The sequence below is a fragment of the Roseovarius sp. EL26 genome, from assembly GCF_900327775.1.
Classification (GTDB): domain Bacteria; phylum Pseudomonadota; class Alphaproteobacteria; order Rhodobacterales; family Rhodobacteraceae; genus Roseovarius.
Map to the genome: position 1 here is coordinate 154,469 of NZ_OUMZ01000007.1, position 19,721 is coordinate 174,189.

Annotated in this window: 29 protein-coding genes; 19 read left to right on the forward strand and 10 right to left on the reverse strand. The window is 53.5% G+C overall.

The window, feature by feature from the left end:
• Window positions 1-2 precede the first annotated feature (2 nt).
• From rplV to D9A02_RS08590, 6 genes are all read left to right on the forward strand, one after another.
• Window positions 3-383: a 50S ribosomal protein L22 gene (gene rplV / locus D9A02_RS08565; protein WP_085807727.1), complete on the forward strand. Its 381-nt coding sequence runs from the start codon at window positions 3-5 to the stop codon at window positions 381-383.
• The gene (rpsC, locus tag D9A02_RS08570) at window positions 383-1,105 is read left to right on the forward strand and encodes a 30S ribosomal protein S3 (RefSeq protein WP_085807726.1); all 723 of its coding nucleotides are present in this window, start codon (window positions 383-385) and stop codon (window positions 1,103-1,105) included. Before rplV ends, rpsC begins: the two co-directional genes overlap by 1 nt.
• Before the next feature lie 13 nt (window positions 1,106-1,118).
• Window positions 1,119-1,532: a 50S ribosomal protein L16 gene (rplP, locus tag D9A02_RS08575; protein WP_120500581.1), complete on the forward strand. Its 414-nt coding sequence runs from the start codon at window positions 1,119-1,121 to the stop codon at window positions 1,530-1,532.
• A gap of 196 nt (window positions 1,533-1,728) precedes the next feature.
• Window positions 1,729-2,556 (forward strand): phytanoyl-CoA dioxygenase family protein, encoded by an 828-nt coding sequence (locus D9A02_RS08580; RefSeq protein WP_120500582.1) that lies wholly within the window; start codon window positions 1,729-1,731, stop codon window positions 2,554-2,556.
• A gap of 43 nt (window positions 2,557-2,599) precedes the next feature.
• Window positions 2,600-3,220: a 2OG-Fe(II) oxygenase family protein gene (locus D9A02_RS08585; protein WP_120500583.1), complete on the forward strand. Its 621-nt coding sequence runs from the start codon at window positions 2,600-2,602 to the stop codon at window positions 3,218-3,220.
• A gap of 332 nt (window positions 3,221-3,552) precedes the next feature.
• Entirely contained in the window at window positions 3,553-4,044 is a 492-nt protein-coding gene (locus D9A02_RS08590; protein WP_162933011.1) for an SHOCT domain-containing protein, read from the forward strand.
• 241 nt (window positions 4,045-4,285) lie between these two features.
• Here the strand turns inward: D9A02_RS08590 and D9A02_RS08595 are convergent, their stop codons facing one another.
• Entirely contained in the window at window positions 4,286-5,107 is an 822-nt protein-coding gene (locus tag D9A02_RS08595) for a cyclopropane-fatty-acyl-phospholipid synthase family protein (protein WP_120500585.1), read from the reverse strand.
• A gap of 273 nt (window positions 5,108-5,380) precedes the next feature.
• On the opposite strand from D9A02_RS08595, the gene rpmC reads away from it, so the two are divergent.
• The 11 genes from rpmC to rpmD all read left to right on the forward strand — a co-directional run bounded on the left by rpmC (window position 5,381) and on the right by rpmD (window position 9,665).
• Window positions 5,381-5,584, forward strand: a complete 204-nt coding sequence (gene rpmC / locus D9A02_RS08600) for a 50S ribosomal protein L29 (RefSeq protein ID WP_085807396.1) — start codon at window positions 5,381-5,383, stop codon at window positions 5,582-5,584.
• Between the two features lie 13 nt (window positions 5,585-5,597).
• A complete protein-coding gene (rpsQ, locus tag D9A02_RS08605) occupies window positions 5,598-5,828 on the forward strand; it encodes a 30S ribosomal protein S17 (RefSeq protein ID WP_120500586.1) in 231 nt (76 codons plus the stop codon).
• Between the two features lie 77 nt (window positions 5,829-5,905).
• The gene (gene rplN / locus D9A02_RS08610) at window positions 5,906-6,274 is read left to right on the forward strand and encodes a 50S ribosomal protein L14 (protein WP_085807394.1); all 369 of its coding nucleotides are present in this window, start codon (window positions 5,906-5,908) and stop codon (window positions 6,272-6,274) included.
• A gap of 1 nt (window position 6,275) precedes the next feature.
• Window positions 6,276-6,587, forward strand: coding sequence for a 50S ribosomal protein L24 (gene rplX, locus D9A02_RS08615; protein WP_120500587.1), 312 nt, complete (start codon window positions 6,276-6,278; stop codon window positions 6,585-6,587).
• Window positions 6,580-7,143: a 50S ribosomal protein L5 gene (rplE, locus tag D9A02_RS08620; RefSeq protein WP_120500588.1), complete on the forward strand. Its 564-nt coding sequence runs from the start codon at window positions 6,580-6,582 to the stop codon at window positions 7,141-7,143. Before rplX ends, rplE begins: the two co-directional genes overlap by 8 nt.
• Window positions 7,144-7,164: 21 nt before the next feature.
• Window positions 7,165-7,470: a 30S ribosomal protein S14 gene (rpsN, locus tag D9A02_RS08625; RefSeq protein WP_085807391.1), complete on the forward strand. Its 306-nt coding sequence runs from the start codon at window positions 7,165-7,167 to the stop codon at window positions 7,468-7,470.
• A gap of 13 nt (window positions 7,471-7,483) precedes the next feature.
• Window positions 7,484-7,876: a 30S ribosomal protein S8 gene (gene rpsH, locus D9A02_RS08630; RefSeq protein WP_120500589.1), complete on the forward strand. Its 393-nt coding sequence runs from the start codon at window positions 7,484-7,486 to the stop codon at window positions 7,874-7,876.
• Window positions 7,877-7,889: 13 nt separating this feature from the next.
• A complete protein-coding gene (gene rplF, locus D9A02_RS08635; protein ID WP_120500590.1) occupies window positions 7,890-8,423 on the forward strand; it encodes a 50S ribosomal protein L6 in 534 nt (177 codons plus the stop codon).
• 12 nt (window positions 8,424-8,435) lie between these two features.
• Window positions 8,436-8,795, forward strand: a complete 360-nt coding sequence (gene rplR / locus D9A02_RS08640; protein ID WP_120500591.1) for a 50S ribosomal protein L18 — start codon at window positions 8,436-8,438, stop codon at window positions 8,793-8,795.
• A gap of 105 nt (window positions 8,796-8,900) precedes the next feature.
• Complete coding sequence (rpsE, locus tag D9A02_RS08645) at window positions 8,901-9,464, forward strand: 30S ribosomal protein S5 (RefSeq protein ID WP_120500592.1); 564 nt, start codon at window positions 8,901-8,903, stop codon at window positions 9,462-9,464.
• Between the two features lie 12 nt (window positions 9,465-9,476).
• Entirely contained in the window at window positions 9,477-9,665 is a 189-nt protein-coding gene (gene rpmD, locus D9A02_RS08650; RefSeq protein WP_085807386.1) for a 50S ribosomal protein L30, read from the forward strand.
• A gap of 76 nt (window positions 9,666-9,741) precedes the next feature.
• Here the strand turns inward: rpmD and D9A02_RS08655 are convergent, their stop codons facing one another.
• The 9 genes from D9A02_RS08655 to D9A02_RS08695 form a co-directional block, all read right to left on the reverse strand.
• Window positions 9,742-10,560, reverse strand: coding sequence for an outer membrane protein (locus tag D9A02_RS08655; protein WP_120500593.1), 819 nt, complete (start codon window positions 10,558-10,560; stop codon window positions 9,742-9,744).
• 325 nt (window positions 10,561-10,885) lie between these two features.
• A complete protein-coding gene (gene trpB / locus D9A02_RS08660; protein WP_120500594.1) occupies window positions 10,886-12,115 on the reverse strand; it encodes a tryptophan synthase subunit beta in 1,230 nt (409 codons plus the stop codon).
• A gap of 83 nt (window positions 12,116-12,198) precedes the next feature.
• Window positions 12,199-12,828: a class I SAM-dependent methyltransferase gene (locus D9A02_RS08665; protein WP_120500595.1), complete on the reverse strand. Its 630-nt coding sequence runs from the start codon at window positions 12,826-12,828 to the stop codon at window positions 12,199-12,201.
• 52 nt (window positions 12,829-12,880) lie between these two features.
• Window positions 12,881-13,330 (reverse strand): GNAT family N-acetyltransferase, encoded by a 450-nt coding sequence (locus tag D9A02_RS08670; protein ID WP_120500596.1) that lies wholly within the window; start codon window positions 13,328-13,330, stop codon window positions 12,881-12,883.
• Window positions 13,327-13,974 carry a phosphoribosylanthranilate isomerase gene (locus tag D9A02_RS08675; protein ID WP_120500597.1) on the reverse strand — a complete coding sequence of 216 codons (648 nt, stop codon included), beginning with the start codon at window positions 13,972-13,974 and terminating at the stop codon, window positions 13,327-13,329. The genes D9A02_RS08670 and D9A02_RS08675 overlap by 4 nt, the downstream gene beginning before the upstream one ends.
• A 9-nt stretch (window positions 13,975-13,983) precedes the next feature.
• Complete coding sequence (locus D9A02_RS08680; RefSeq protein ID WP_120500598.1) at window positions 13,984-14,334, reverse strand: lipopolysaccharide assembly protein LapA domain-containing protein; 351 nt, start codon at window positions 14,332-14,334, stop codon at window positions 13,984-13,986.
• A 1-nt stretch (window position 14,335) separates the two neighbouring features.
• Window positions 14,336-14,617, reverse strand: a complete 282-nt coding sequence (ihfB, locus tag D9A02_RS08685) for an integration host factor subunit beta (protein ID WP_120500599.1) — start codon at window positions 14,615-14,617, stop codon at window positions 14,336-14,338.
• Window positions 14,618-14,931: 314 nt separating this feature from the next.
• Window positions 14,932-16,614 carry a 30S ribosomal protein S1 gene (rpsA, locus tag D9A02_RS08690; protein ID WP_120500600.1) on the reverse strand — a complete coding sequence of 561 codons (1,683 nt, stop codon included), beginning with the start codon at window positions 16,612-16,614 and terminating at the stop codon, window positions 14,932-14,934.
• Window positions 16,615-17,005: 391 nt separating this feature from the next.
• Window positions 17,006-18,007, reverse strand: coding sequence for an isopenicillin N synthase family oxygenase (locus D9A02_RS08695; RefSeq protein ID WP_120500601.1), 1,002 nt, complete (start codon window positions 18,005-18,007; stop codon window positions 17,006-17,008).
• Between the two features lie 156 nt (window positions 18,008-18,163).
• Between D9A02_RS08695 and D9A02_RS08700 the strand changes: the two genes are divergently transcribed.
• Window positions 18,164-19,066, forward strand: a complete 903-nt coding sequence (locus D9A02_RS08700; protein WP_120500602.1) for a LysR substrate-binding domain-containing protein — start codon at window positions 18,164-18,166, stop codon at window positions 19,064-19,066.
• Window positions 19,067-19,187: 121 nt separating this feature from the next.
• Window positions 19,188-19,676, forward strand: coding sequence for a YHS domain-containing (seleno)protein (locus tag D9A02_RS08705; RefSeq protein WP_120500603.1), 489 nt, complete (start codon window positions 19,188-19,190; stop codon window positions 19,674-19,676).
• Window positions 19,677-19,721: the final 45 nt, after the last annotated feature.

Sequence of the window (19,721 nt, forward strand, 5' to 3'; positions counted from 1 at the left end):
TCATGGGCAAGGAAAAGAACCCCCGCCGCGTGGCAGACAACGAAGCAATGGCAAAACTGCGCATGCTTCGCACTAGCCCGCAGAAACTGAACCTGGTTGCGGCCATGATCCGTGGCAAGAAGGTAGACAAGGCTCTTAACGACCTGACCTTCAGCCAAAAGCGGATTGCGGCAGATGTACGTAAGTGCTTGCAGTCGGCCATCGCCAACGCTGAGAACAACCACAACTTGGATGTGGATGAACTGATCGTGGCAGAAGCCTATGTTGGGAAAAACCTGGTCATGAAACGCGGTCGCCCTCGGGCCCGTGGTCGCTTTGGCGCTCTGCGCAAGCCGTTTTCAGAACTGACCATCAAGGTTCGTCAAGTTGAGGAGCAAGCCTAATGGGTAACAAAGTCAATCCGATTGGCATGCGCCTTCAGGTCAACCGCACCTGGGACAGCCGCTGGTATGCCGACACCAAAGACTACGGTGATCTTCTGCTGGAAGATCTGGCCATGCGCGATTTCATCAAGAAAGAGTGCAAACAAGCCGGTGTTAGCCGTGTCATCATCGAACGCCCGCACAAAAAGTGTCGCGTCACCGTTCACACAGCACGTCCGGGCGTGATCATCGGCAAAAAAGGCGCCGATATCGAAACCCTACGTAAAAAGCTGGCGAACATGACCGACTCTGAGCTGCACCTCAACATCGTTGAAGTGCGCAAGCCTGAGCTGGACGCTGAACTGGTGGGTGAATCCATCGCTCAGCAGCTTGAGCGTCGTGTGTCGTTTCGTCGTGCGATGAAACGTGCCGTGCAAAACGCAATGCGCATGGGCGCCCTGGGCATCCGTGTCAACGTTGCTGGTCGTCTTGGTGGAGCGGAAATCGCACGTACTGAATGGTACCGCGAAGGTCGCGTGCCTCTGCACACTCTGCGTGCGGACATCGATTACGCAAACGTCGAAGCCGAAACTGCCTATGGCATCATCGGTATCAAAGTCTGGATCTTCAAAGGCGAGATCATGGAGCACGACCCTGCTGCCCGTGACCGTAAAGCCCAAGAACTTCAAGATGGTCCTGCCCCTCGTGGTGCCGCGCCCCGTGGCGCTGGCGGCCGTCGCTGAGAAGGAATAGAACATGCTTCAACCAAAGCGTACTAAGTTCCGCAAGCAGCATAAGGGCCGTATCCACGGTCTGGCCAAAGGCGGATCTGACCTGAACTTCGGTACTTATGGCCTGAAGGCAACTCAGCCTGAGCGCGTTACAGCGCGTCAGATCGAGGCTGCTCGTCGTGCCATGACCCGTCACATGAAACGTCAAGGCCGTGTCTGGATCCGTATTTTCCCAGACGTACCTGTCACCTCGAAGCCAACCGAAGTTCGGATGGGTAAAGGTAAAGGTTCTGTTGATTATTGGGCATGCAAGGTCAAACCTGGCCGCATCATGTTCGAAATCGACGGTGTTGGCGAAGCGATTGCCATGGAGGCCCTGCGCCTTGCTGCGATGAAACTGCCGGTGAAAACCCGCGTCGTTGTTCGCGAAGACTGGTAAACGGATGGTGGGCAAACTGCCCACCCTTTGAGATCAAGAAACCCCCGTCGGGACACCGGCGGGGGTTTTTCTTTGTGTTTATGCCGCTGATGAGACTGGTTCATAAACGACATTTTCATAAACGACATTGCGATGTCGCAAGATTTTTCCGACAGTCAAAAGAGGAACTGACCAGATAACAGGGAAGGGGTCTCTTATGGGAAAGAAGCTGACATCTGAGCAAATCGAAGCGTTTCACCGCGATGGCTTTGTCGCCCCCATCGATGTGTTCTCGGAAGAAGACGCCTTGCGCTTGCGCAAGGAACTAGAAGCAGCCGAGGAGAAATGGCCCGAAGCCTTTGAAGGAGCGGCCCGCAACAACGCCCACCTGAACCTGACCTGTCTCGATGAGATCGTGCATAACGAAACGCTGGTCGATGCCATCGAAGATCTGATCGGCCCGGATATCCTGAACTACGGCACGGTTCTGTTTATCAAGGAACCCAAAGACCCCGGCTTTGTCAGCTGGCATCAGGATGCCCGCTATATGGGGCTCGAGCCGCACGTAGGCGTCACCGCCTGGGTCGCGCTGTCGCACAGCAACGATGAAAGTGGCTGCATGCAGATGATCCCCGGCACTCAGGGCGAGATCAAAGATCATAACGACACCTTTGGAGAGACCAATATCCTCACCCGTGGGCAAGAGGTTCAGGATGTCGATGAAAGCAAAGCGGTCTCGCTCACCCTGCGCCCGGGCCAGATGTCGATCCACAGCGCCCGGGTGATTCACGCCTCGCAACCCAACAAAAGCAATGACCGCCGCATCGGCTTTGTGATCCAACCCTATATGCCACCGCATGTGGTCCAAACCATCACCCGCACTGGTGCACAACTGATCCGGGGCACAGATCCGCACGGAAATTTTGACCGGCTTGAACGCCCCCAACGGGATATGGACCCAAAGGATGTGGAAATGCGCGACCATATCAATCAGACTTGGGCGGATATCCTCTATGACGGGGCCAAGAAACGGCGCGATTATTAAGCTCCCACTCGCCACGGCATTAAACGTGGGCTAAGACAGCGCCATGTCACAGATTGAATCGCTCTTCGCCACCCGCCTGTACCGCGCTGCCTTGTCTGAACAGGGCGCGCCGATTGACCCACAAGAGATGGAGGCATCGTGCTATTCCATCGCCGAGGATGACGAGGCCGGACAGGACTGGTGCGAGGCCAACGCCTATCCGGGCTATACCTCTTATGCGTCTCTGACCGATCTGCCATGGCGGTTCCCAATCTTTGCGGATTTGGTGAAATCACTAGATGCCCATGTCGCCGCCTTTGCCGAAGATCTGCAGTTTGATCTCGATGGTCGCGCGCTAAAGCTTGAAGATCTGTGGATCAACATCCTGCCCGAGGGCGGCATGCACGCCTCGCACATCCATCCGCATTCCGTGATCAGCGGCACCACCTATGTGTCAATGCCTGCGGACACCAGCGCGCTGAAGCTCGAAGATCCGCGTTCCGCCATGATGATGGCTGCGCCCGTGCGCGTCAAAGACGCCCGCCGCGAATTGCAAAGCTTCATCTACGTCAAACCCGAGGTCGGCGATGTCCTGCTATGGGAAAGCTGGCTGCGTCACGAGGTCCCAATGAACATGTCCGAAGATGACCGCATCAGCGTGAGTTTTAATTATAGATGGGAGTGAGATCCGGTTCGCGTAGCGACATTTGCTCCTGTGGAGCCAATGAGGATCGAACAGGCGGAGCCTAGGCCATCTTGGCAACACTCCGAAGGAGCGATTGAGGGCCGAACAGGCGGTGCATAATGATCGTTCAATGGGTTTATATTTAGCTGAAGATTCCTAATCTAACACTATCAGTGTCGATGCAAAATATTGATCCAATCGGTAGGAAAGATCCGTCATTCACTCAGACATGAGCCTATGAAAAGGCGAAGAATATCAATCCTTAAGAACATGTTGATCGGAATGAATCTTGCGGATAGCGTGGAGTAGGTGAATTCAGTAAAGGAAATATTGTGTCTAAGGCATTAGAAATAGCAAAGGAGCGCTTTGCAAAAGGTGAAATTACCAAAGACGAATTTGATGAGATTAAGTTTGAATTATCGAGTGATGTTGAAACGGCAGTGCAAAGCAATGATTTGTCACCATCTGAAGTCACGAGCGTCAAAAGTGAAAAGGGCAACTCAGGATTCAATATACTAAAGTTTTGGTGGGTCGCGGTCATAGTATTATTGTATCTGGGGTATGCGTCTATCAAGAACCAATTGATTATAGAAAATTTGTCAGCTGACTCTCCGTTGTTTGGGGCTACAACGGTAAGTGCAGTCGTCTATAATAAGGGTGCTTCAAGAGAATACAGCTACCACGTTTTAAAGAAACCTTCCGAAACAAAGCATTGCCGAGGGAGTTTTTTCATCGGAAAAAACGAGAGAAGAAGTATAAAGTTTCAATGCAATGCGCTCACAAACTTTAATGGGAAATTTACACTTATCACTTCGACTAATTAGATCTGACCAGCTAATTTTGACGTTTTAAGACTGTTAGGACTCGCATTGCAACGCTTCTCTTGGGAACGAAAAGGCGATACCCGATCGCGGGTGGGCATCGCAACGCAATTTGGAATACACTTTATCGTGCACCCTGGATCCTAGGATTATTTTTTAATGAAACCTCGCAAAGGATCCCGCCCATTGGGCAGTCGGGCTCTGCCCGGCGCGCTTCGCGCTTGATTCCGGGCATGGACAAATTCTACCGCCGCGCCCGAAATCTTATCCCGCCAACCAATCCTCGCGCAAAATACCCAGCCATCTTGTCATAGAACGTCTCGATCACCCGATACCCATCGGCTCCATGGACCGCTTCATAATCGGCGCGCCCCTCGCGAAAGGCCTTCAGGCGGGTGGCCGTGAACGTGGCCCAATCTTCAGTCATGTCAGTGCTGTCGGCAATCTCAAACCCTGCATCGCGCAGCGTCGCGTGGTAGCTCTCAATATCAATCAGTGAGTTTGGAAACAGATGGCGTTGAAAATCTTCTTGCTCTGCCGGATCCGGTGGAGCGATCAGATAAAGATCTTCCGCATAGAAATCACCGCCCGGTTTCAAGGCCTCATAAATCTTCCCCAAATACCGCGCTCGATCGGGAATATGAAACAGCGCCAGCCAACTGACCGCATGGTCAAAACCATGCCGGGGCAGGGGCGCCTTTAGAAAATCCGCATTCAGATGGGTGACACCTTGTGCCAACCCCGTCCGGTTGGTCAGATCCTGCGCAACGCGGTTGTAGTCGTCCTGCAGTTCCACCGCCGTGACATGCGCCCCGGACCGATGCGCCAGATAGCGCGCGCATCCACCCCAGCCTGATCCGATTTCCAGCACCTGCTCCCCGGTTTTCATTCCCGTCTGGGTAATTGCCACGTCCAGCGCTTCGGTTCCATGATAGTGCAACTGATCAAACCGGTTGAGGGTCTCTACATCTAGGGATGTCTGATCATCGATCCCGATGGCTGCCAGATCATCCAAAAGCCTCTCGGCCCGGGGATAAAGCTGCATGGATTTGATGGCGTCTGTCATGGCTAAAGCCTAGCACGGAAACCTTGTGTTTCGTCCAGACTTGTTTCATCTTACATGGGCAGAAGGGCGGTACAGTGTATTGCGTACCAAACCCGCGTACAGCCTGTACAACATGTACGCAACAAACCCCTTGCCCCCTCAACGACTCTCCCTTATAGGGACACATCGCGCGGAGTCCGGGTCACCGGGATTCGTGTGTTTTGTATTTCATCCATCAGGTCCAAGGTGACCCTGTAACAGGGGCCTTCTGATGTTTTGAGGAAGGATAGGCGAATGAGCGCCACTGAACTAAGAGATAAGACGCCGGATCAGCTCCGTGAGGAACTGGTTAACCTGAAGAAAGAGCAGTTCAACCTGCGCTTTCAGGCCGCAACTGGCCAACTGGAAAACCCGGCACAGATGAAAACTGCACGTCGCAAAGCTGCACGTGTTCTGACCATCTTGAACGAAAAAGCCGCTGCTGCGGCAGCAGAATAAGGGAGCCTGACAGATGCCCAAGCGAATTCTATCCGGCACCGTGACAAGCGACGCCAATGAACAAACGATCACTGTTTCTGTTGAACGTCGTTTCAAACACCCTGTGATGCAGAAAACCATCCGTAAGTCCAAAAAGTACCGGGCTCACGATGAAAAGAACGCTTTCAAAGTAGGCGATGCAGTTCGTATCATCGAATGTGCGCCTAGATCGAAAACGAAACGCTGGGAGGTTCTGGAGGCGTAAGCCAAAAGACCAAACAGTATTGAGCGAAACCCTGGGGGATCTAACGAGAACAGCCCCCACAGGTCGGGAGAAACCATATGATCCAGATGCAGACCAATCTGGATGTCGCTGACAACTCCGGCGCACGCCGAGTTCAGTGCATCAAGGTCCTGGGTGGTTCTAAACGGAAATATGCGTCGGTGGGTGATATCATCGTCGTTTCCGTGAAAGAAGCCATTCCACGTGGCCGCGTAAAGAAAGGCGACGTCCGTAAGGCCGTTGTTGTTCGGACCGCAAAAGAAATCCGTCGCGCTGACGGTACAGCAATCAGCTTTGACCGTAACGCCGCCGTTATCTTGAATACCGCAGGCGAGCCGGTTGGAACACGGATCTTCGGACCTGTTGTTCGTGAGCTGCGCGCCAAGAACTTCATGAAGATCGTCTCACTCGCCCCGGAGGTGCTGTAAGATGGCTGCTAAGTTGAAAACCGGTGACAAGGTTGTTGTCATTGCTGGCAAAGATAAGGGCAAAGAGGGAATGATCTCCTCGGTTGACCCAACTGCTGGCAAAGCAATTGTGGAGGGCGTCAACATGGCGATCCGCCACACACGTCAAAGCCAGACAGCCCAAGGCGGCCGCATTCCTAAAGCGGTACCTGTTGAGTTGTCAAACCTGGCGTTCCTGGACAAAAACGGCAAACCGACCCGCGTTGGCTTCAAAGTTGAAGACGGCAAAAAGGTTCGTTTCGCAAAAACCACAGGGGACGTGATCGATGCTTGATTCTGCAAACTACACCCCGCGTCTGAAAACCCAGTACAAAGACAGCATTCGTGCCGCTCTGAAAGAAGAGTTCGGCTATAAAAACGACATGCAGATCCCACGTCTGGACAAAATCGTTCTGAACATCGGTTGTGGTGCGGAAGCGGTCAAAGACTCCAAGAAAGCCAAATCGGCTCAGGAAGATCTGACCCTCATCGCAGGCCAAAACGCTGTTATTACCCGTGCCAAAAACTCTATCGCTGGTTTCCGCGTTCGCGAAGACATGCCGATGGGCACAAAGGTAACACTGCGTGGCGACCGTATGTATGAATTCCTTGATCGTCTGACCACGATTGCTATGCCTCGTATCCGCGACTTCCGCGGTGTATCTGGCAAATCTTTCGACGGCCGTGGCAACTATGCCATGGGCATGAAAGAGCACATCGTATTCCCTGAGATCAACTTCGACAAAGTCGACGAAGTCTGGGGCATGGACATCATTATCACAACCACGGCTGATAACGACGCTGAAGCTAAGGCACTGTTGAAGCACTTCAACATGCCCTTCAACAGCTGAAGCCGCGGGAGGAATTGAATTATGGCTAAAAAAGCAATGATCGAGCGTGAGCTGAAGCGTCAGAAACTGGTCGCTAAATATGCTACAAAACGCGCTGCACTGAAAGAGATCATCAGTGATGAAAGCAAGCCGATGGAAGAGCGTTTTCGTGCTTCTCTGAAGCTGGCCGAACTGCCACGCAACAGCTCTGCAACTCGTTTGCACAACCGCTGCCAACTGACAGGTCGTCCGCATGCTTATTATCGTAAGCTCAAAATCAGCCGGATCGCCTTGCGCGAGCTCGGTTCAGCCGGACAGTTGCCCGGCGTTGTAAAATCAAGCTGGTAAGGAGGGTACAGACATGAACGATCCTATCGGCGATATGCTCACCCGTATCCGCAACGCGGGTATGCGTGGCAAGTCCACCGTCATGGTTCCGGCCTCGAAAATGCGCGTGCGCGTTCTCGATGTGCTGGCAGGCGAAGGCTACATCCGTGGATACGAAGACTCCACGGGTACCAATGGTCATCCGGCCATCGAAGTCAGCCTGAAATACTTCGAAGGCGCCCCTGCTATTCGCGAAATGAAACGGGTTTCAAAACCTGGTCGTCGCGTTTACATGAGCGTTAAAGACATCCCAACAGTCCGTCAGGGCCTGGGCGTGTCGATTGTCTCCACCTCTCAGGGTGTGATGTCGGATGCATCAGCGCGCGCAGCCAATATTGGTGGCGAAGTGCTCTGCACCGTATTCTAAGGGAGTTTTAGATATGTCTCGTATCGGTAAACAACCTGTCGCTCTGCCTGATGGCGTAACTGCCTCTGTCAGTGGTCAGACAATCGAAGTTAAAGGTCCTAAAGCAACCAAATCCTTTACTGCAACTGACGACGTTACACTCGAAGTTCAGGACGGTGTGGTTGTGGTCACTCCTCGCGGCAAGTCAAAGCGTGCTCGCCAGCAATGGGGCATGACACGCACAATCGTGGCCAACATGGTTCACGGTTCAAAGGACGTTTTCAAGAAAGAGCTTGAAATCCGCGGCGTTGGTTACCGGGCACAGATGCAGGGCAACACCCTGAAGCTGAACCTGGGCTACTCACACGACGTAGATTTTGACGTTCCGGAAGGTGTAACTGTTACTGCGCCCAAGCCTACCGAATTGGTAGTCGAAGGCACAGATAAGCAGCTCGTTGGACAAGTCGCGGCAAACATCCGCGATTGGCGTCGCCCAGAGCCTTACAAAGGCAAGGGCATTCGCTACAAAGGCGAGTATATCTTCCAGAAGGAAGGCAAGAAGAAGTAAGGACGCGTTAAAATGGCAAACAGCAAAAGACAACTGTTCATCAAACGCCGCATGCGCGTTCGGAACAAACTTCGTAAGGTTAATGCAGGACGTGCGCGTCTTAGTGTTCACCGCTCGAACAAAAATATCAGCGTTCAGCTGATTGATGACGTCAATGGCGTAACTCTGGCAGCAGCCTCAACTCTTGAAAAAGATTTGGGTGTTCTGGGTCAGAACAATGTCGCAGCAGCCACTAAAGTGGGTGAAGCGATTGCGGAACGCGCCAAGAAGGCTGGTGTGACCGAAGCTTACTTCGATCGCGGCGGTTTCCTGTTTCACGGTAAGGTTAAGGCAGTTGCCGAAGCCGCACGTGAAGGCGGTCTGAAGATCTAAAAGCGTAGGTGGCCCGCTCAGGGCCACCTCGATGATCCGGGGGCGTCGCCCACTGGGATCGATAAGAAATAGGCGTGTTGAACGCCGGATTGAAAGGATGCCACAATGGCAAGAGATGACAACCGTCGTGGAGGTCGCGATCGCGACGAAACTCCAGAATTCGCGGATCGCCTAGTCGCGATTAACCGCGTGTCGAAAACCGTAAAAGGTGGTAAGCGTTTTGGCTTTGCTGCTCTTGTGGTTGTTGGCGATCAAAAAGGCCGCGTAGGTTTCGGTAAAGGTAAAGCGAAAGAAGTACCTGAAGCGATCCGCAAAGCCACTGAGCAAGCCAAGCGTCAAATGATCCGCGTGCCTCTGCGCGAAGGTCGTACGCTGCACCATGATGTTGAAGGCCGTCACGGCGCTGGTAAAGTCGTTATGCGCACAGCCCCAACCGGTACTGGTATCATCGCCGGTGGTCCAATGCGTGCCGTATTCGAAATGCTGGGCGTTCAGGACGTTGTTGCAAAATCGATCGGTTCACAGAACCCTTACAACATGATCCGTGCGACCATCGACGGCCTGCAAAAAGAAGCAAGCCCACGTATGGTTGCCCAGCGTCGTGGTAAGAAAGTTGCAGACATTCTGCAGCGCGATGCAAAACCAGCCGCTGAAAAAGCGGAAGCGTAAGGAGACCTCGATATGGCTAAAACAATCGTTGTCAAACAGATCGGTAGCCCGATCCGTCGCCCCGAAAAACAGCGTCAGACCCTGATCGGTCTGGGTCTGAACAAGATGCACAAAACCCGCGAGCTGGAAGATACACCAGCCGTGCGTGGCATGATCAACAAGATCCCGCATATGGTTGAGATCATCGAAGAGCGCGACTAAGCGCACATCTTCGTAGAATTTAGAACGCCCCGGTCAGAAATGGCCGGGGCGTTTCTCTTTTGACCTATTTTGTTATCTACCAGGTGAAACTGGCACCCAGATAGGGGCCATGCTGATCGATGTCATAGGCAAACCTGCCGCTGGATCGGTTGGTCGCGAAATCGATACCATACCATTGATATCCGAACTTGAGTGACACATTTTCCCATGCCTGCCAATCGAAGCCGGTCAAAACGGTGTATTGCAGATCATTGCCATTCACGCCAAACCCACTCAACTCTACACGTGCACCAGCGGTCCAATCTTCCGAAAGCTCATAGGCCGCGCGTAAGCCAATAGCGGGTTCAAACCACGTTTCTGTACCACCAACGCTGATAGCGCGTGACGTACCAGTAATATCGATGTCTTGTGTAATGCTGTTCCAGCGCACGCCGCCAGAGACATCCCAGGAATAGCGTCCTCTGGATGTGCGGCCCTCATGAAAGCGATAGGCCCCCATCAAGCTGATAAACGCCTGTTTGGCGGTGACTTCCAGATTTGCGCCAACGGGCCCGGGCAAAGTGGCATCTTCCTCCAGATAGGTGAAATATCCCTCCGAAATGATCCCAAATTGCCCCTTCCATGCTTCGAAACGCGCCGATAGCGCGCCCTGCAATATGTCCAGAATATCACCTAAGTCTAAATCAACACCGGCGCTGGAGCCATCGATGGTGGATGTCCCCTCGGTGGCTGTTGGCAGATATAAATAGGGGGTAAAGCTGTAGTGCCAATCATTTGAACTGTTACCTGCCGAGGAAAGGGGATTTGCCGCCGCGGCTTGAATATTTGCACTAACTATAGTGATAGCAGTGACCGCCAAAACAGCGGACGATCTGATCGCCTTTGCCAATCGCATTTTGAAATGCTCCTATGTCCCAATTCAAGGTCTTACCAGTAACGAATAGATACGAATAATATGCTAAGCGTATCTGAATGTATGTCATCAAGCAAATGAGCGGGCAGATCGTGACATCAATCACTTACCGGGCAGCGCAACGGTCGCTCATAGAGCTTTTGCCGCTGCATCGTTACCAGTTTTCAAAGCGGTTCAGAGGGGAATTGTTTATGCGAGGGCATGCCAATCGCAATTCGCAAAGGCATTGTGCAACAATACCAGCAGGCCGCACCGCAGAAGGCGTGGCACCTCTACGTTACGGACGTTCTGCAGGTATTGTATTTGCTTAATCCGCCTCAGCCATGTCAAAGCCCAGATGGCGCGCCACAGCAAAGATATCCTTGTCACCCCGACCGCACATATTCATGATGATGATGTGGTCTTTTGGCAGTTCCGGTGCGATTTTCATCACATGGGCCAGCGCATGACAGGGCTCAAGAGCAGGAATAATACCTTCAGTTGAACAGCTTAACTGAAAGGCCTCCAGCGCTTCTTTGTCGGTGATAGCAACATATTCTGCACGGCCAATCTCATGCAGCCACGAATGTTCTGGCCCGATGCCGGGATAGTCCAACCCGGCGGAGATTGAATAGCCTTCCAAAATTTGCCCGTCATCATCTTGCAGCAGATAGGTGCGGTTGCCATGCAGCACGCCCGGGCGTCCACCCGTCAATGAAGCGCAATGCTCCATCTTGTTGGTCACGCCCTTGCCGCCAGCCTCAACGCCGATGATCTTGACCTCTTTGTCGTCAAGGAATGGAAAGAACAGGCCCATGGCATTTGACCCGCCACCAATGGCGGCGATGATCGTATCAGGTAAGCGGCCCTCGGCCTCTTGCATCTGTGCTTTGGCTTCTTTGCCGATGATAGTTTGGAAATCACGCACCATGGCCGGGTAGGGGTGCGGTCCAGCAACTGTGCCGATGCAATAGAATGTGTCACGCACGTTTGTGACCCAATCTCGCAGGGCATCGTTCATCGCGTCTTTGAGGGTGCCCCGGCCAGATGTCACTGGAACCACCTCGGCCCCCAACAGGCGCATTCGGAACACGTTTGGTTTCTGGCGCTCGACGTCATGTGCGCCCATATAGACCACGCACTTCAGGCCAAACTTAGCGCAAACCGTTGCCGTGGCCACACCGTGCTGGCCGGCACCCGTTTCGGCGATGATCCGGGTTTTGCCCATGCGCCGCGCCAACAGGATCTGCCCCAGAACGTTGTTGATCTTATGCGCGCCGGTGTGGTTCAGCTCGTCGCGCTTCATGTATACCTTGGCGCCGCCCAGATGTTCGGTCAGCCCTTCCGCAAAATAAAGCGGGCTTGGGCGTCCGACATAGTGCGTCCACAAATGATCCATTTCGTCCCAAAAGCTTTGGTCGGTTTTGGCCTTTTCATACTGCGCTTCCAGTTCAAGGATCAGCGGCATCAAGGTTTCAGAGACAAAACGCCCCCCAAAATCGCCAAAACGGCCCTTTTCATCAGGGCCGGTCATGAACGAGTTGAATAGATCATTCATAGTATTTCTTTCTCATCTTGGTCTTGGCTTGAATATGGGACGCTGGCAGGATTTTCCAGCGAAAAGCGGTGCAGATGACGTGGCTACAGGATCTTCACCACGTAGGCATGCGACCAAAGCTCAGGTTCACCAAGCAAAAATGGCAAAAATCGTGGGCTTTGATAGATGATTTCCCACTGTCCTGTATCGGTCAACCGATCAATCACCTGTGGAAACCCCTGGTCCTGATAAGTCGCTTCTATAACATTAAAAACGCCATACCCGTCAGGCCGGGTCACCCGTGCCAAATGCTCCAACGTTGAAGGCGGTGCATGCCCCGGGCCAAACGAGCCAACACAGACAAATCCCGCAAAGCTATCATCTTCAAACGGCAATGCCGCGCCCATGTCCGCCTGTGCAAAATTCGCATAAGCCCCGGTTTTACGAGCCTCGGCAATCATCTCTGCCGATATATCGCAGCCCGTGATCGGGCCATATCCCATCAGGTTGAGGGTTTCAGCCACCAAGCCTGTGCCGCATCCTGCATCTAAAATTGGACCATTCGTTCGCCCCAAGTGTTGCGCCAGCAACCCGGCACCCAAGGCAGGTAAACGAAACCCACGAGAGATATTGTCGGCGTCATACCGGCTGGACCACTGATCATAGATCTTTTGGATTTCAGCAGGCGATTGCGCCCCGTAAACATCGCCCAGTTCTGCGGTATAGTCTGACATGTCTTCCTCCGGCCTCTGGGCAGTATAGCGAAAGATTGTGGAGACAAGGAAATCAATCGAGGTAGCGTTTGAACCCGATGTGAGACGGGGTAAACCCAGCCCGCTCATAGAAGTCGAGCGCGCGTTCTCGGGATCGGTTCGACGTCAGCTGCACCAAACGGCAGCCCGCCGCGCGAGCGCGATGTTCCGCGTCTGCAATGACTTGCGCACCAATGCCCTGTCCCCGGTGGCTGGCAGCCACGCGCACGCTTTCGATTTGTGCCCGGCGCGCCGCGCTGAGCGAAAGCCCCGAAATCAGTGTCAGCTGATAGGTTGCTACCGGTTGGTCTTGATCGTTGACCCCCACAAGGATGCGGTTCCCACCCTCAGACATGACGGCATCAAAGGCGGAATAATACGGCTGGAGGTTTTCAAGTTCGCGCGTGCTGCCCAGTTCATCATCTGCCAGCATTTCGACAATAGCAGGGACATCTTCGCGTCGGGCTGGGCGGAATGCGGTCATGAAAGTGCGGCCTTAATAAAGGTTTGGATAAGATCGATGTCTTTAACACCGGGCGCGCTTTCGACGCCCGAGGAAATATCGACCTGTCGCGCTCCAGTACGTTGGGCGGCTTCGATGACGTTGGCTGCCGTTAACCCTCCTGCCAGCATCCAAGGCCGCTGCCAGTACTTGCGCGCCGCCAACAGGCGCCAATCAAAAGTCAGGCCATTGCCGCCAGGCAAATCCGCGCCCTTGGGGGGCTTGGCATCGATCAGTAGCTGATCTGCCACCTCTGCATAGACATCAATTTGAGGGAGGTCATCAGCATCGGCTATTCCGATGGCTTTCATCACAGGCAGACCATAGCGTGTTTTAACCTCCGACACGCGCTCTGCACTTTCAGAGCCATGAAGCTGCAGCATATCTAGTGGCACAGTCGCGGTCAGCGTATCCAGAAATGCATTGTCCGCATTGACGGTCAGTGCAACTTTGGCGATCCCGTCTGGCACACCAATAGCAAGCTGACGTGCAGTTTCCATGTCGATATTGCGTGGAGATTTTGGAAAAAAAACAAAGCCAACATATGCCGCGCCAGCTGCGGCCGCTGCGGCAACAGTTTCGGGCGAGCTAAGCCCACAGATTTTGATACGTAGATCAGACGGCATGAAAGCGTCTTAGCTGGCCTCGTCCAAAATGGCCAGCACCTCGTCTTTGTTCTGGCTTTGCACGCCCTTCAGGCGCTTCACCTCGGCTTGCAGGCGTTGCATCTCACGGGCTTGGCGCGCGGCCTCGCTGCGTTCCTTCGCTTCGCGGATCCATTCCCAGACAAAACCGATGATCAAGCCCAGCAAAATACCCCCAAGGATCACAACAAACAGCGGCAGTTGAAAGCTTGGGTTTAGCGCTGCTAGATGAGCCAACTCATCAGGGAATATCTTCAGGGTGACCATCGAGCGGTTGGCCATGGCGACAAGAATAAGGGCCACCGCGAATATAGCGATGGAGGCGTAGCGAATATAGCGCATATTACTTCCCGTTCAGCCGATCGCGTAACAGTTTCCCGGTTTTGAAGAAGGGAACATGTTTTTCTTCAACTTCAACGGATTCACCAGTGCGTGGATTACGCCCGGTGCGCGCATCGCGTTGCTTGACCGAGAAGGCCCCAAAGCCGCGAAGCTCTACCCGGTTTCCCTGAGCCATAGCAGTGGTGATTTCGTTAAAGACGGTATTCACAATTCGCTCGACATCTCGTTGGTATAGATGCGGATTTTCCTCAGCTATCTTCTCAATCAATTCCGATCGGATCATCGGTTCCTCCCCAGGCGCATGGTTTCATGTCACGACTATTAATTACAGAAACTATAGATAAAAAAAGAAAAAATCGAAACACTCTGCTTCACAAGTTCGGCGGCAAATTGGGATTTTCCTTGTACCCGTGGGCTATTTTTTCGGAAAATATTTATTTGTGCATGCCATTTGACCGCTCACTTGGGGGAAATGGCGTTGTGCGATGTCATTGATTCGGTACGAAAAGACGCAACTCTCCGATCAAATACCATCAGCACACAAAAAAAACGGCCCCACAAATGTAGGGCCGTTTGAGAACCGAAAAATCGGTTGATTTACTCGTCGTCGCCTTTCAGCGCCGCGCCAAGGATATCTCCCAGCGATGCACCTGAATCGGACGAACCATACTGTTGTACAGCTTCTTTTTCTTCCGCGATTTCGCGTGCTTTGATCGACAGACCCAAACGACGGGTTTTGCTGTCAACGTTTGTCACACGTACGTCGATTTTGTCACCGACGTTGAAACGCTCAGGGCGCTGTTCGGCACGGTCACGCGACAGGTCGGAACGACGGATGAATGACTTCATGCCTTCGTACTCAACTTCTACGCCACCGTCTTCGATTGCAGTCACTTCAACAGTGATGATCGAGCCACGCTTCACGCCGCCAACGGCTTCAGCGAACTTGTCACCGCCAAGGGCTTTGATCGACAGAGAGATACGCTCTTTTTCGACGTCAACTTCGGAGACAACGGCAGAAACCATGTCGCCTTTTTTGTAGCCTTGGATCGCGTCTTCGCCGCGCTCGTCCCACGAGATGTCGGACAAGTGAACCATGCCGTCAATCTCGCCTTCGAGACCGATGAACAGACCGAATTCGGTGATGTTTTTGACTTCACCTTCAACTTCTGCGCCTTCTGGGTTGTTCTCAGCGAATACTTCCCATGGGTTGCGCATGCACTGCTTGAGACCCAAAGATACGCGACGCTTGGTGCCGTCGATTTCCAGAACCATGACTTCGACTTCTTGGCTGGTCGATACGATTTTGCCAGGATGTACGTTTTTCTTGGTCCAAGACATCTCGGACACGTGTACGAGACCTTCAACACCGGCTTCCAGCTCAACAAATGCACCGTAGTCGGTGATGTTGGTGACGCGGCCCATGTGCACTGATTCCAGAGCATACTTAGCAGCAACCAGATCCCATGGATCGTCTTGCAGCTGTTTCATGCCCAGGCTGATGCGGTGGGTTTCTTTGTTGATCTTGATGACCTGAACATTAACGGTTTCGCCAATTGTCAGGATCTCAGATGGGTGGTTCACACGGCGCCATGCCATGTCGGTGACGTGCAATAGACCGTCAACGCCGCCCAGGTCAACAAACGCACCGTATTCGGTGATGTTCTTGACAACGCCTTCCACAGCCTGACCTTCTGTCAGGTTGCCGATAACTTCGGCGCGCTGCTCGGCACGGCTTTCTTCCAGAATGGCGCGACGTGATACAACGATGTTGCCACGACGACGGTCCATTTTCAGGATTTGGAACGGCTGCTTCAGACCCATCAGAGGGCCGGCATCGCGTACGGGACGTACGTCAACTTGTGAGCCGGGCAAGAACGCCACTGCGCCACCCAGATCAACAGTAAAGCCACCTTTGACACGACCAAAGATCGCACCTTCGACGCGCTGGTCGTCGGCGTATGCTTTTTCCAGACGATCCCAGGCTTCTTCGCGGCGGGCCATCTCGCGTGAAACGACTGCTTCACCGCGGGCGTTTTCAGCCGAGCGCAGGAAAACCTCAACTTCGTCGCCAACGGCGATTTCAGGGGCTTCACCAGGGTTTGCGAATTCTTTCAGATCAACGCGGCCTTCCATTTTGTAGCCGACGTCGATGATGGCTTGGCCCGCTTCAATTGCGATGACCTTACCTTTGACAACTGTACCCTCATCGGGTGTGTCCATTTCGAAGCTTTCGTTCAGAAGGGCTTCGAACTCCTCCATAGATACGTTATTAGCCATGTGGCGTCTGTTTCCTAACTAGATCTTTGTTTCGGGCCGTGCGGTTGTCTCCGCCGGTCTTGGGGTTTCATTGGTCAGACGGAATGCAAAACAAAGAGGGCCGGAGGCTCCGACCCTGCTCGATCTCTCTATTTCGCGGCGTTTCCCGCCTTGTCGACAGGCAAGCACTTAAAGGGTTCCGGCCCATGTTTCAAGCCGAAATATAAGGGTTTTGGCGCTGGTGATGTGCCCTTAGTCCGGGCTTTAAGCCCGGGCCATGGCCAACCCTCCCCATAGGAGGGCGTTTCTGCAATGTGTCTCCTCATGGAACGGGCCTGTTTCTGGCCCGCGTCCCCAACCAATTTTATACCCCGAACGCCCACCCAGGGTCGGGCGTAACCCTTTGTCTAAGTTATCCCTGCTGCGCCGCCAGATGCGGGAAGCTTTTCACAAAACGCCCGAACTTGTGTTTGCCGCAGGTGACAGCCTCGTATTTGGTGGGGTTGTCAGCGGTGACGCAGCTGGGGATTGGTGCAAACTCTGCATCGTAGTCGGCATCGATAAAGAACGGGATCGAATAGCGTTCGCGGCCTGAGGTGTTCACCACCCGGTGCAGGTTCGCCAGATAGACATCATTTGTCAGGCGCTGCACCAGATCGCCGATGTTGATCACAAAACAGCCCGGAATCGGCGGGCCCTGAACCCAATCGCCATCGCGGTTCATCACCTGCAGGCCACCGACATCATCCTGCGCCAGAATGGTCAGGTTGCCGTAATCGGTGTGCGCGCCAATGCCCATCACGCTTTCATCAATCTTGCCGGTTTGCGGCGGATAATGCAGCAGCCGCTGAATGCTGATCGGGTTTTGCATCTTGGGTTCAAAGAAGGTTTCCTCTAGATCCAAGGATAGCGCGATGCCGCGCAGCAAAGTGCCGGAGAGGCGTTTCATCTCTTCGTGGTAATCATAAATTGCCGTGCTGAATTCTGGCAGGCTTTCAGGCCATTGGTTTGCCCCAAAAAACGGAGTCGTGTCACCGGGCGTTTCCGGCCCCAGGTCAAAGCATTCCTTCAGATCTTTGGTTTTGGTCGGATCGGTGTTTTCGCCAAACATCTCAATATACCCACGCAGGGCGGTGCCGGACTTGCTGACATGCAGCTTCATCTTTTCCTCAAGCGGAAGATCGAAGAATTTCTTGGTTTGTGCAAAAGCTGCCTCAAGCGTTGGTGCGGCAACCCCGTGATTTTTCACATACATGAAGCCCGCATTGGCCAGCGCCCAGCGGATTTCCTTGGCAACTTTCATCTTATCTCTGCCATCCAGCAGGGGGGCGACATCCACAACTGGGATGCTGTCAAAAGATTGGCGCGTGGCGCGCAGGCTGTCATCAAGTTGCGCTAGGGCGGATTGGGTCATGTCAGTCTCCATTCTGATGGAGCAGACATGCGGTCAAAACCGATAGGGGACAACACCAATAAAATTCCATATGGCTTAGTTAGATTAATCCAAAACTTGATTGATGATTATAAATAGCGCTATGCAGAGATATGAATTTTCAGGGCTGAAAATACGATGAGCGACAAGCACTATGGCTTACCTTCTCTAAGCGCATTGGCCAGTTTCGAAGCCGCCGCACGTCACGTAGGCTTCAAGGCGGCAGCGGCCGAACTGAATGTAACGCCTGCTGCTGTAAGTCATCAAATTAAGGCTTTAGAACAAGAGCTTGGGAAATCACTGTTCCATCGTCACCAGCGCGGGGTCGAGCTGACAGAAACTGGCATCTCGCTGTTTCTTGCTGTGCAACGCGGGTTGGGCCAGATGTCCGACGCAGTGCAACACATCCGGGCCACATCAGCCCGACAAGGCATCACTATCCGGGCGACAACGGCAGTGTCATCGCTTTGGTTGACACCGCTTTTGGCTAAATTCTGGCGTACCCATGGCCATGTGGTTGTCACCCAACAGGTCACTGATACAGCCCATAGCGCAGCGGAATGCGATTTGGTCGTGCGTTATGCAGATATGAGCCGGGAAACCGGGCCATGCCAATCTCTGTTCAAGGATCATATCATCGCCTTGGCCAGCCCAAACTTCTTAAAGCAATATCCGATCAAGACCCTGTCAGACCTCGCTCATGCCCCGCTGATCCAGCTCCATGCCGAAGACCAGACCTGGACCACCTGGCCACAGTGGGCGCAGGCGTTCGGCTATGATGGGGCGTTGGGCGAGGGGCTGCATGTCAACAACTACACCATTGCCCTGCAGGCAGCACAGGATGACATGGGCGTCGTGCTTGGCTGGGAGCGTCTGACTCGCCCCCTGATCGATCAGGGGACATTGGTGCAGATCTTGCCTCACCGGCTTGAGACGCCGCAGGACTTCTATGTCAAACTCCGCCGCAATGCGCCGGCCAATGCTAAGGTGCTGCGCGACTGGTTGCTGCAACGGGCGCGCAACGAAGGCATTAAGGCCTAAGGTTCAGCGCTTTGTACGATCTGCAATATTATTGGAATTATCAGATCTAATAATTCTTGATGACTGGCGTATTTACTATCTTACCGCACCGAAGACCGGCGCGAAATGAAAGGAATACCCTATGAAAAACCTGATGATCACCGCCCTTATCGCCACTTTGCCACTGGTCGCCAGCCCTGCTTTTGCTGCAGACGAGCTGAATGTCAGCAACGGCATCGCAGCCCCCGGTGCCCCGCTGGCGGTACATGGCGCAGACCCTGTTGCTTTGCTGGATGGTGGCAAACTACTTGATGGTTCCGCGGCGCACGGATTGGCCTATGAGGGGGCGTCTTATTACTTCGCCAGCGCTGAAAACAAAGCGGCGTTCGAGGCCAACCCCGCAAAATACCTGCCTCAACACGGCGGCTTTTGCTCCTACGGCGTGTCAGTCGGCAAGAAATTTGATGGCGACCCAAGTGAGTTTGTTGTGCACGACGGTAAGCTGTTCCTCTTCCTGAATGCGCAAACCCGTGCGCTGTTCCTCAAGGATGTTGCAGGCACAACTGTCACTGCCGATGAAAGCTGGGAACGTATTGAGAGCATCTCTGTAGCAGAGCTGGCCGCGTCTTAAGGCGTCACAATCCAATAAAGAGCAGGGCTGCCGTGGCGGCCCTGT

What these genes read in the sequence shown, in the direction of transcription:
- rplV (WP_085807727.1), top strand. Translation starts at nt 3, where the DNA reads ATGGGCAAGGAAAAGAACCCCCGCCGCGTGGCAGACAACGAAGCAATG.
- rpsC (WP_085807726.1), top strand. Translation starts at nt 383, where the DNA reads ATGGGTAACAAAGTCAATCCGATTGGCATGCGCCTTCAGGTCAACCGC.
- rplP (WP_120500581.1), top strand. Translation starts at nt 1,119, where the DNA reads ATGCTTCAACCAAAGCGTACTAAGTTCCGCAAGCAGCATAAGGGCCGT.
- D9A02_RS08580 (WP_120500582.1), top strand. Translation starts at nt 1,729, where the DNA reads ATGGGAAAGAAGCTGACATCTGAGCAAATCGAAGCGTTTCACCGCGAT.
- D9A02_RS08585 (WP_120500583.1), top strand. Translation starts at nt 2,600, where the DNA reads ATGTCACAGATTGAATCGCTCTTCGCCACCCGCCTGTACCGCGCTGCC.
- D9A02_RS08595 (WP_120500585.1), bottom strand. Translation starts at nt 5,107, where the DNA reads ATGACAGACGCCATCAAATCCATGCAGCTTTATCCCCGGGCCGAGAGG.
- rpmC (WP_085807396.1), top strand. Translation starts at nt 5,381, where the DNA reads ATGAGCGCCACTGAACTAAGAGATAAGACGCCGGATCAGCTCCGTGAG.
- rpsQ (WP_120500586.1), top strand. Translation starts at nt 5,598, where the DNA reads ATGCCCAAGCGAATTCTATCCGGCACCGTGACAAGCGACGCCAATGAA.
- rplN (WP_085807394.1), top strand. Translation starts at nt 5,906, where the DNA reads ATGATCCAGATGCAGACCAATCTGGATGTCGCTGACAACTCCGGCGCA.
- rplX (WP_120500587.1), top strand. Translation starts at nt 6,276, where the DNA reads ATGGCTGCTAAGTTGAAAACCGGTGACAAGGTTGTTGTCATTGCTGGC.
- rplE (WP_120500588.1), top strand. Translation starts at nt 6,580, where the DNA reads ATGCTTGATTCTGCAAACTACACCCCGCGTCTGAAAACCCAGTACAAA.
- rpsN (WP_085807391.1), top strand. Translation starts at nt 7,165, where the DNA reads ATGGCTAAAAAAGCAATGATCGAGCGTGAGCTGAAGCGTCAGAAACTG.
- rpsH (WP_120500589.1), top strand. Translation starts at nt 7,484, where the DNA reads ATGAACGATCCTATCGGCGATATGCTCACCCGTATCCGCAACGCGGGT.
- rplF (WP_120500590.1), top strand. Translation starts at nt 7,890, where the DNA reads ATGTCTCGTATCGGTAAACAACCTGTCGCTCTGCCTGATGGCGTAACT.
- rplR (WP_120500591.1), top strand. Translation starts at nt 8,436, where the DNA reads ATGGCAAACAGCAAAAGACAACTGTTCATCAAACGCCGCATGCGCGTT.
- rpsE (WP_120500592.1), top strand. Translation starts at nt 8,901, where the DNA reads ATGGCAAGAGATGACAACCGTCGTGGAGGTCGCGATCGCGACGAAACT.
- rpmD (WP_085807386.1), top strand. Translation starts at nt 9,477, where the DNA reads ATGGCTAAAACAATCGTTGTCAAACAGATCGGTAGCCCGATCCGTCGC.
- D9A02_RS08655 (WP_120500593.1), bottom strand. Translation starts at nt 10,560, where the DNA reads ATGCGATTGGCAAAGGCGATCAGATCGTCCGCTGTTTTGGCGGTCACT.
- trpB (WP_120500594.1), bottom strand. Translation starts at nt 12,115, where the DNA reads ATGAATGATCTATTCAACTCGTTCATGACCGGCCCTGATGAAAAGGGC.
- D9A02_RS08665 (WP_120500595.1), bottom strand. Translation starts at nt 12,828, where the DNA reads ATGTCAGACTATACCGCAGAACTGGGCGATGTTTACGGGGCGCAATCG.
- D9A02_RS08670 (WP_120500596.1), bottom strand. Translation starts at nt 13,330, where the DNA reads ATGACCGCATTCCGCCCAGCCCGACGCGAAGATGTCCCTGCTATTGTC.
- D9A02_RS08675 (WP_120500597.1), bottom strand. Translation starts at nt 13,974, where the DNA reads ATGCCGTCTGATCTACGTATCAAAATCTGTGGGCTTAGCTCGCCCGAA.
- D9A02_RS08680 (WP_120500598.1), bottom strand. Translation starts at nt 14,334, where the DNA reads ATGCGCTATATTCGCTACGCCTCCATCGCTATATTCGCGGTGGCCCTT.
- ihfB (WP_120500599.1), bottom strand. Translation starts at nt 14,617, where the DNA reads ATGATCCGATCGGAATTGATTGAGAAGATAGCTGAGGAAAATCCGCAT.
- rpsA (WP_120500600.1), bottom strand. Translation starts at nt 16,614, where the DNA reads ATGGCTAATAACGTATCTATGGAGGAGTTCGAAGCCCTTCTGAACGAA.
- D9A02_RS08695 (WP_120500601.1), bottom strand. Translation starts at nt 18,007, where the DNA reads ATGACCCAATCCGCCCTAGCGCAACTTGATGACAGCCTGCGCGCCACG.
- D9A02_RS08700 (WP_120500602.1), top strand. Translation starts at nt 18,164, where the DNA reads ATGAGCGACAAGCACTATGGCTTACCTTCTCTAAGCGCATTGGCCAGT.
- D9A02_RS08705 (WP_120500603.1), top strand. Translation starts at nt 19,188, where the DNA reads ATGAAAAACCTGATGATCACCGCCCTTATCGCCACTTTGCCACTGGTC.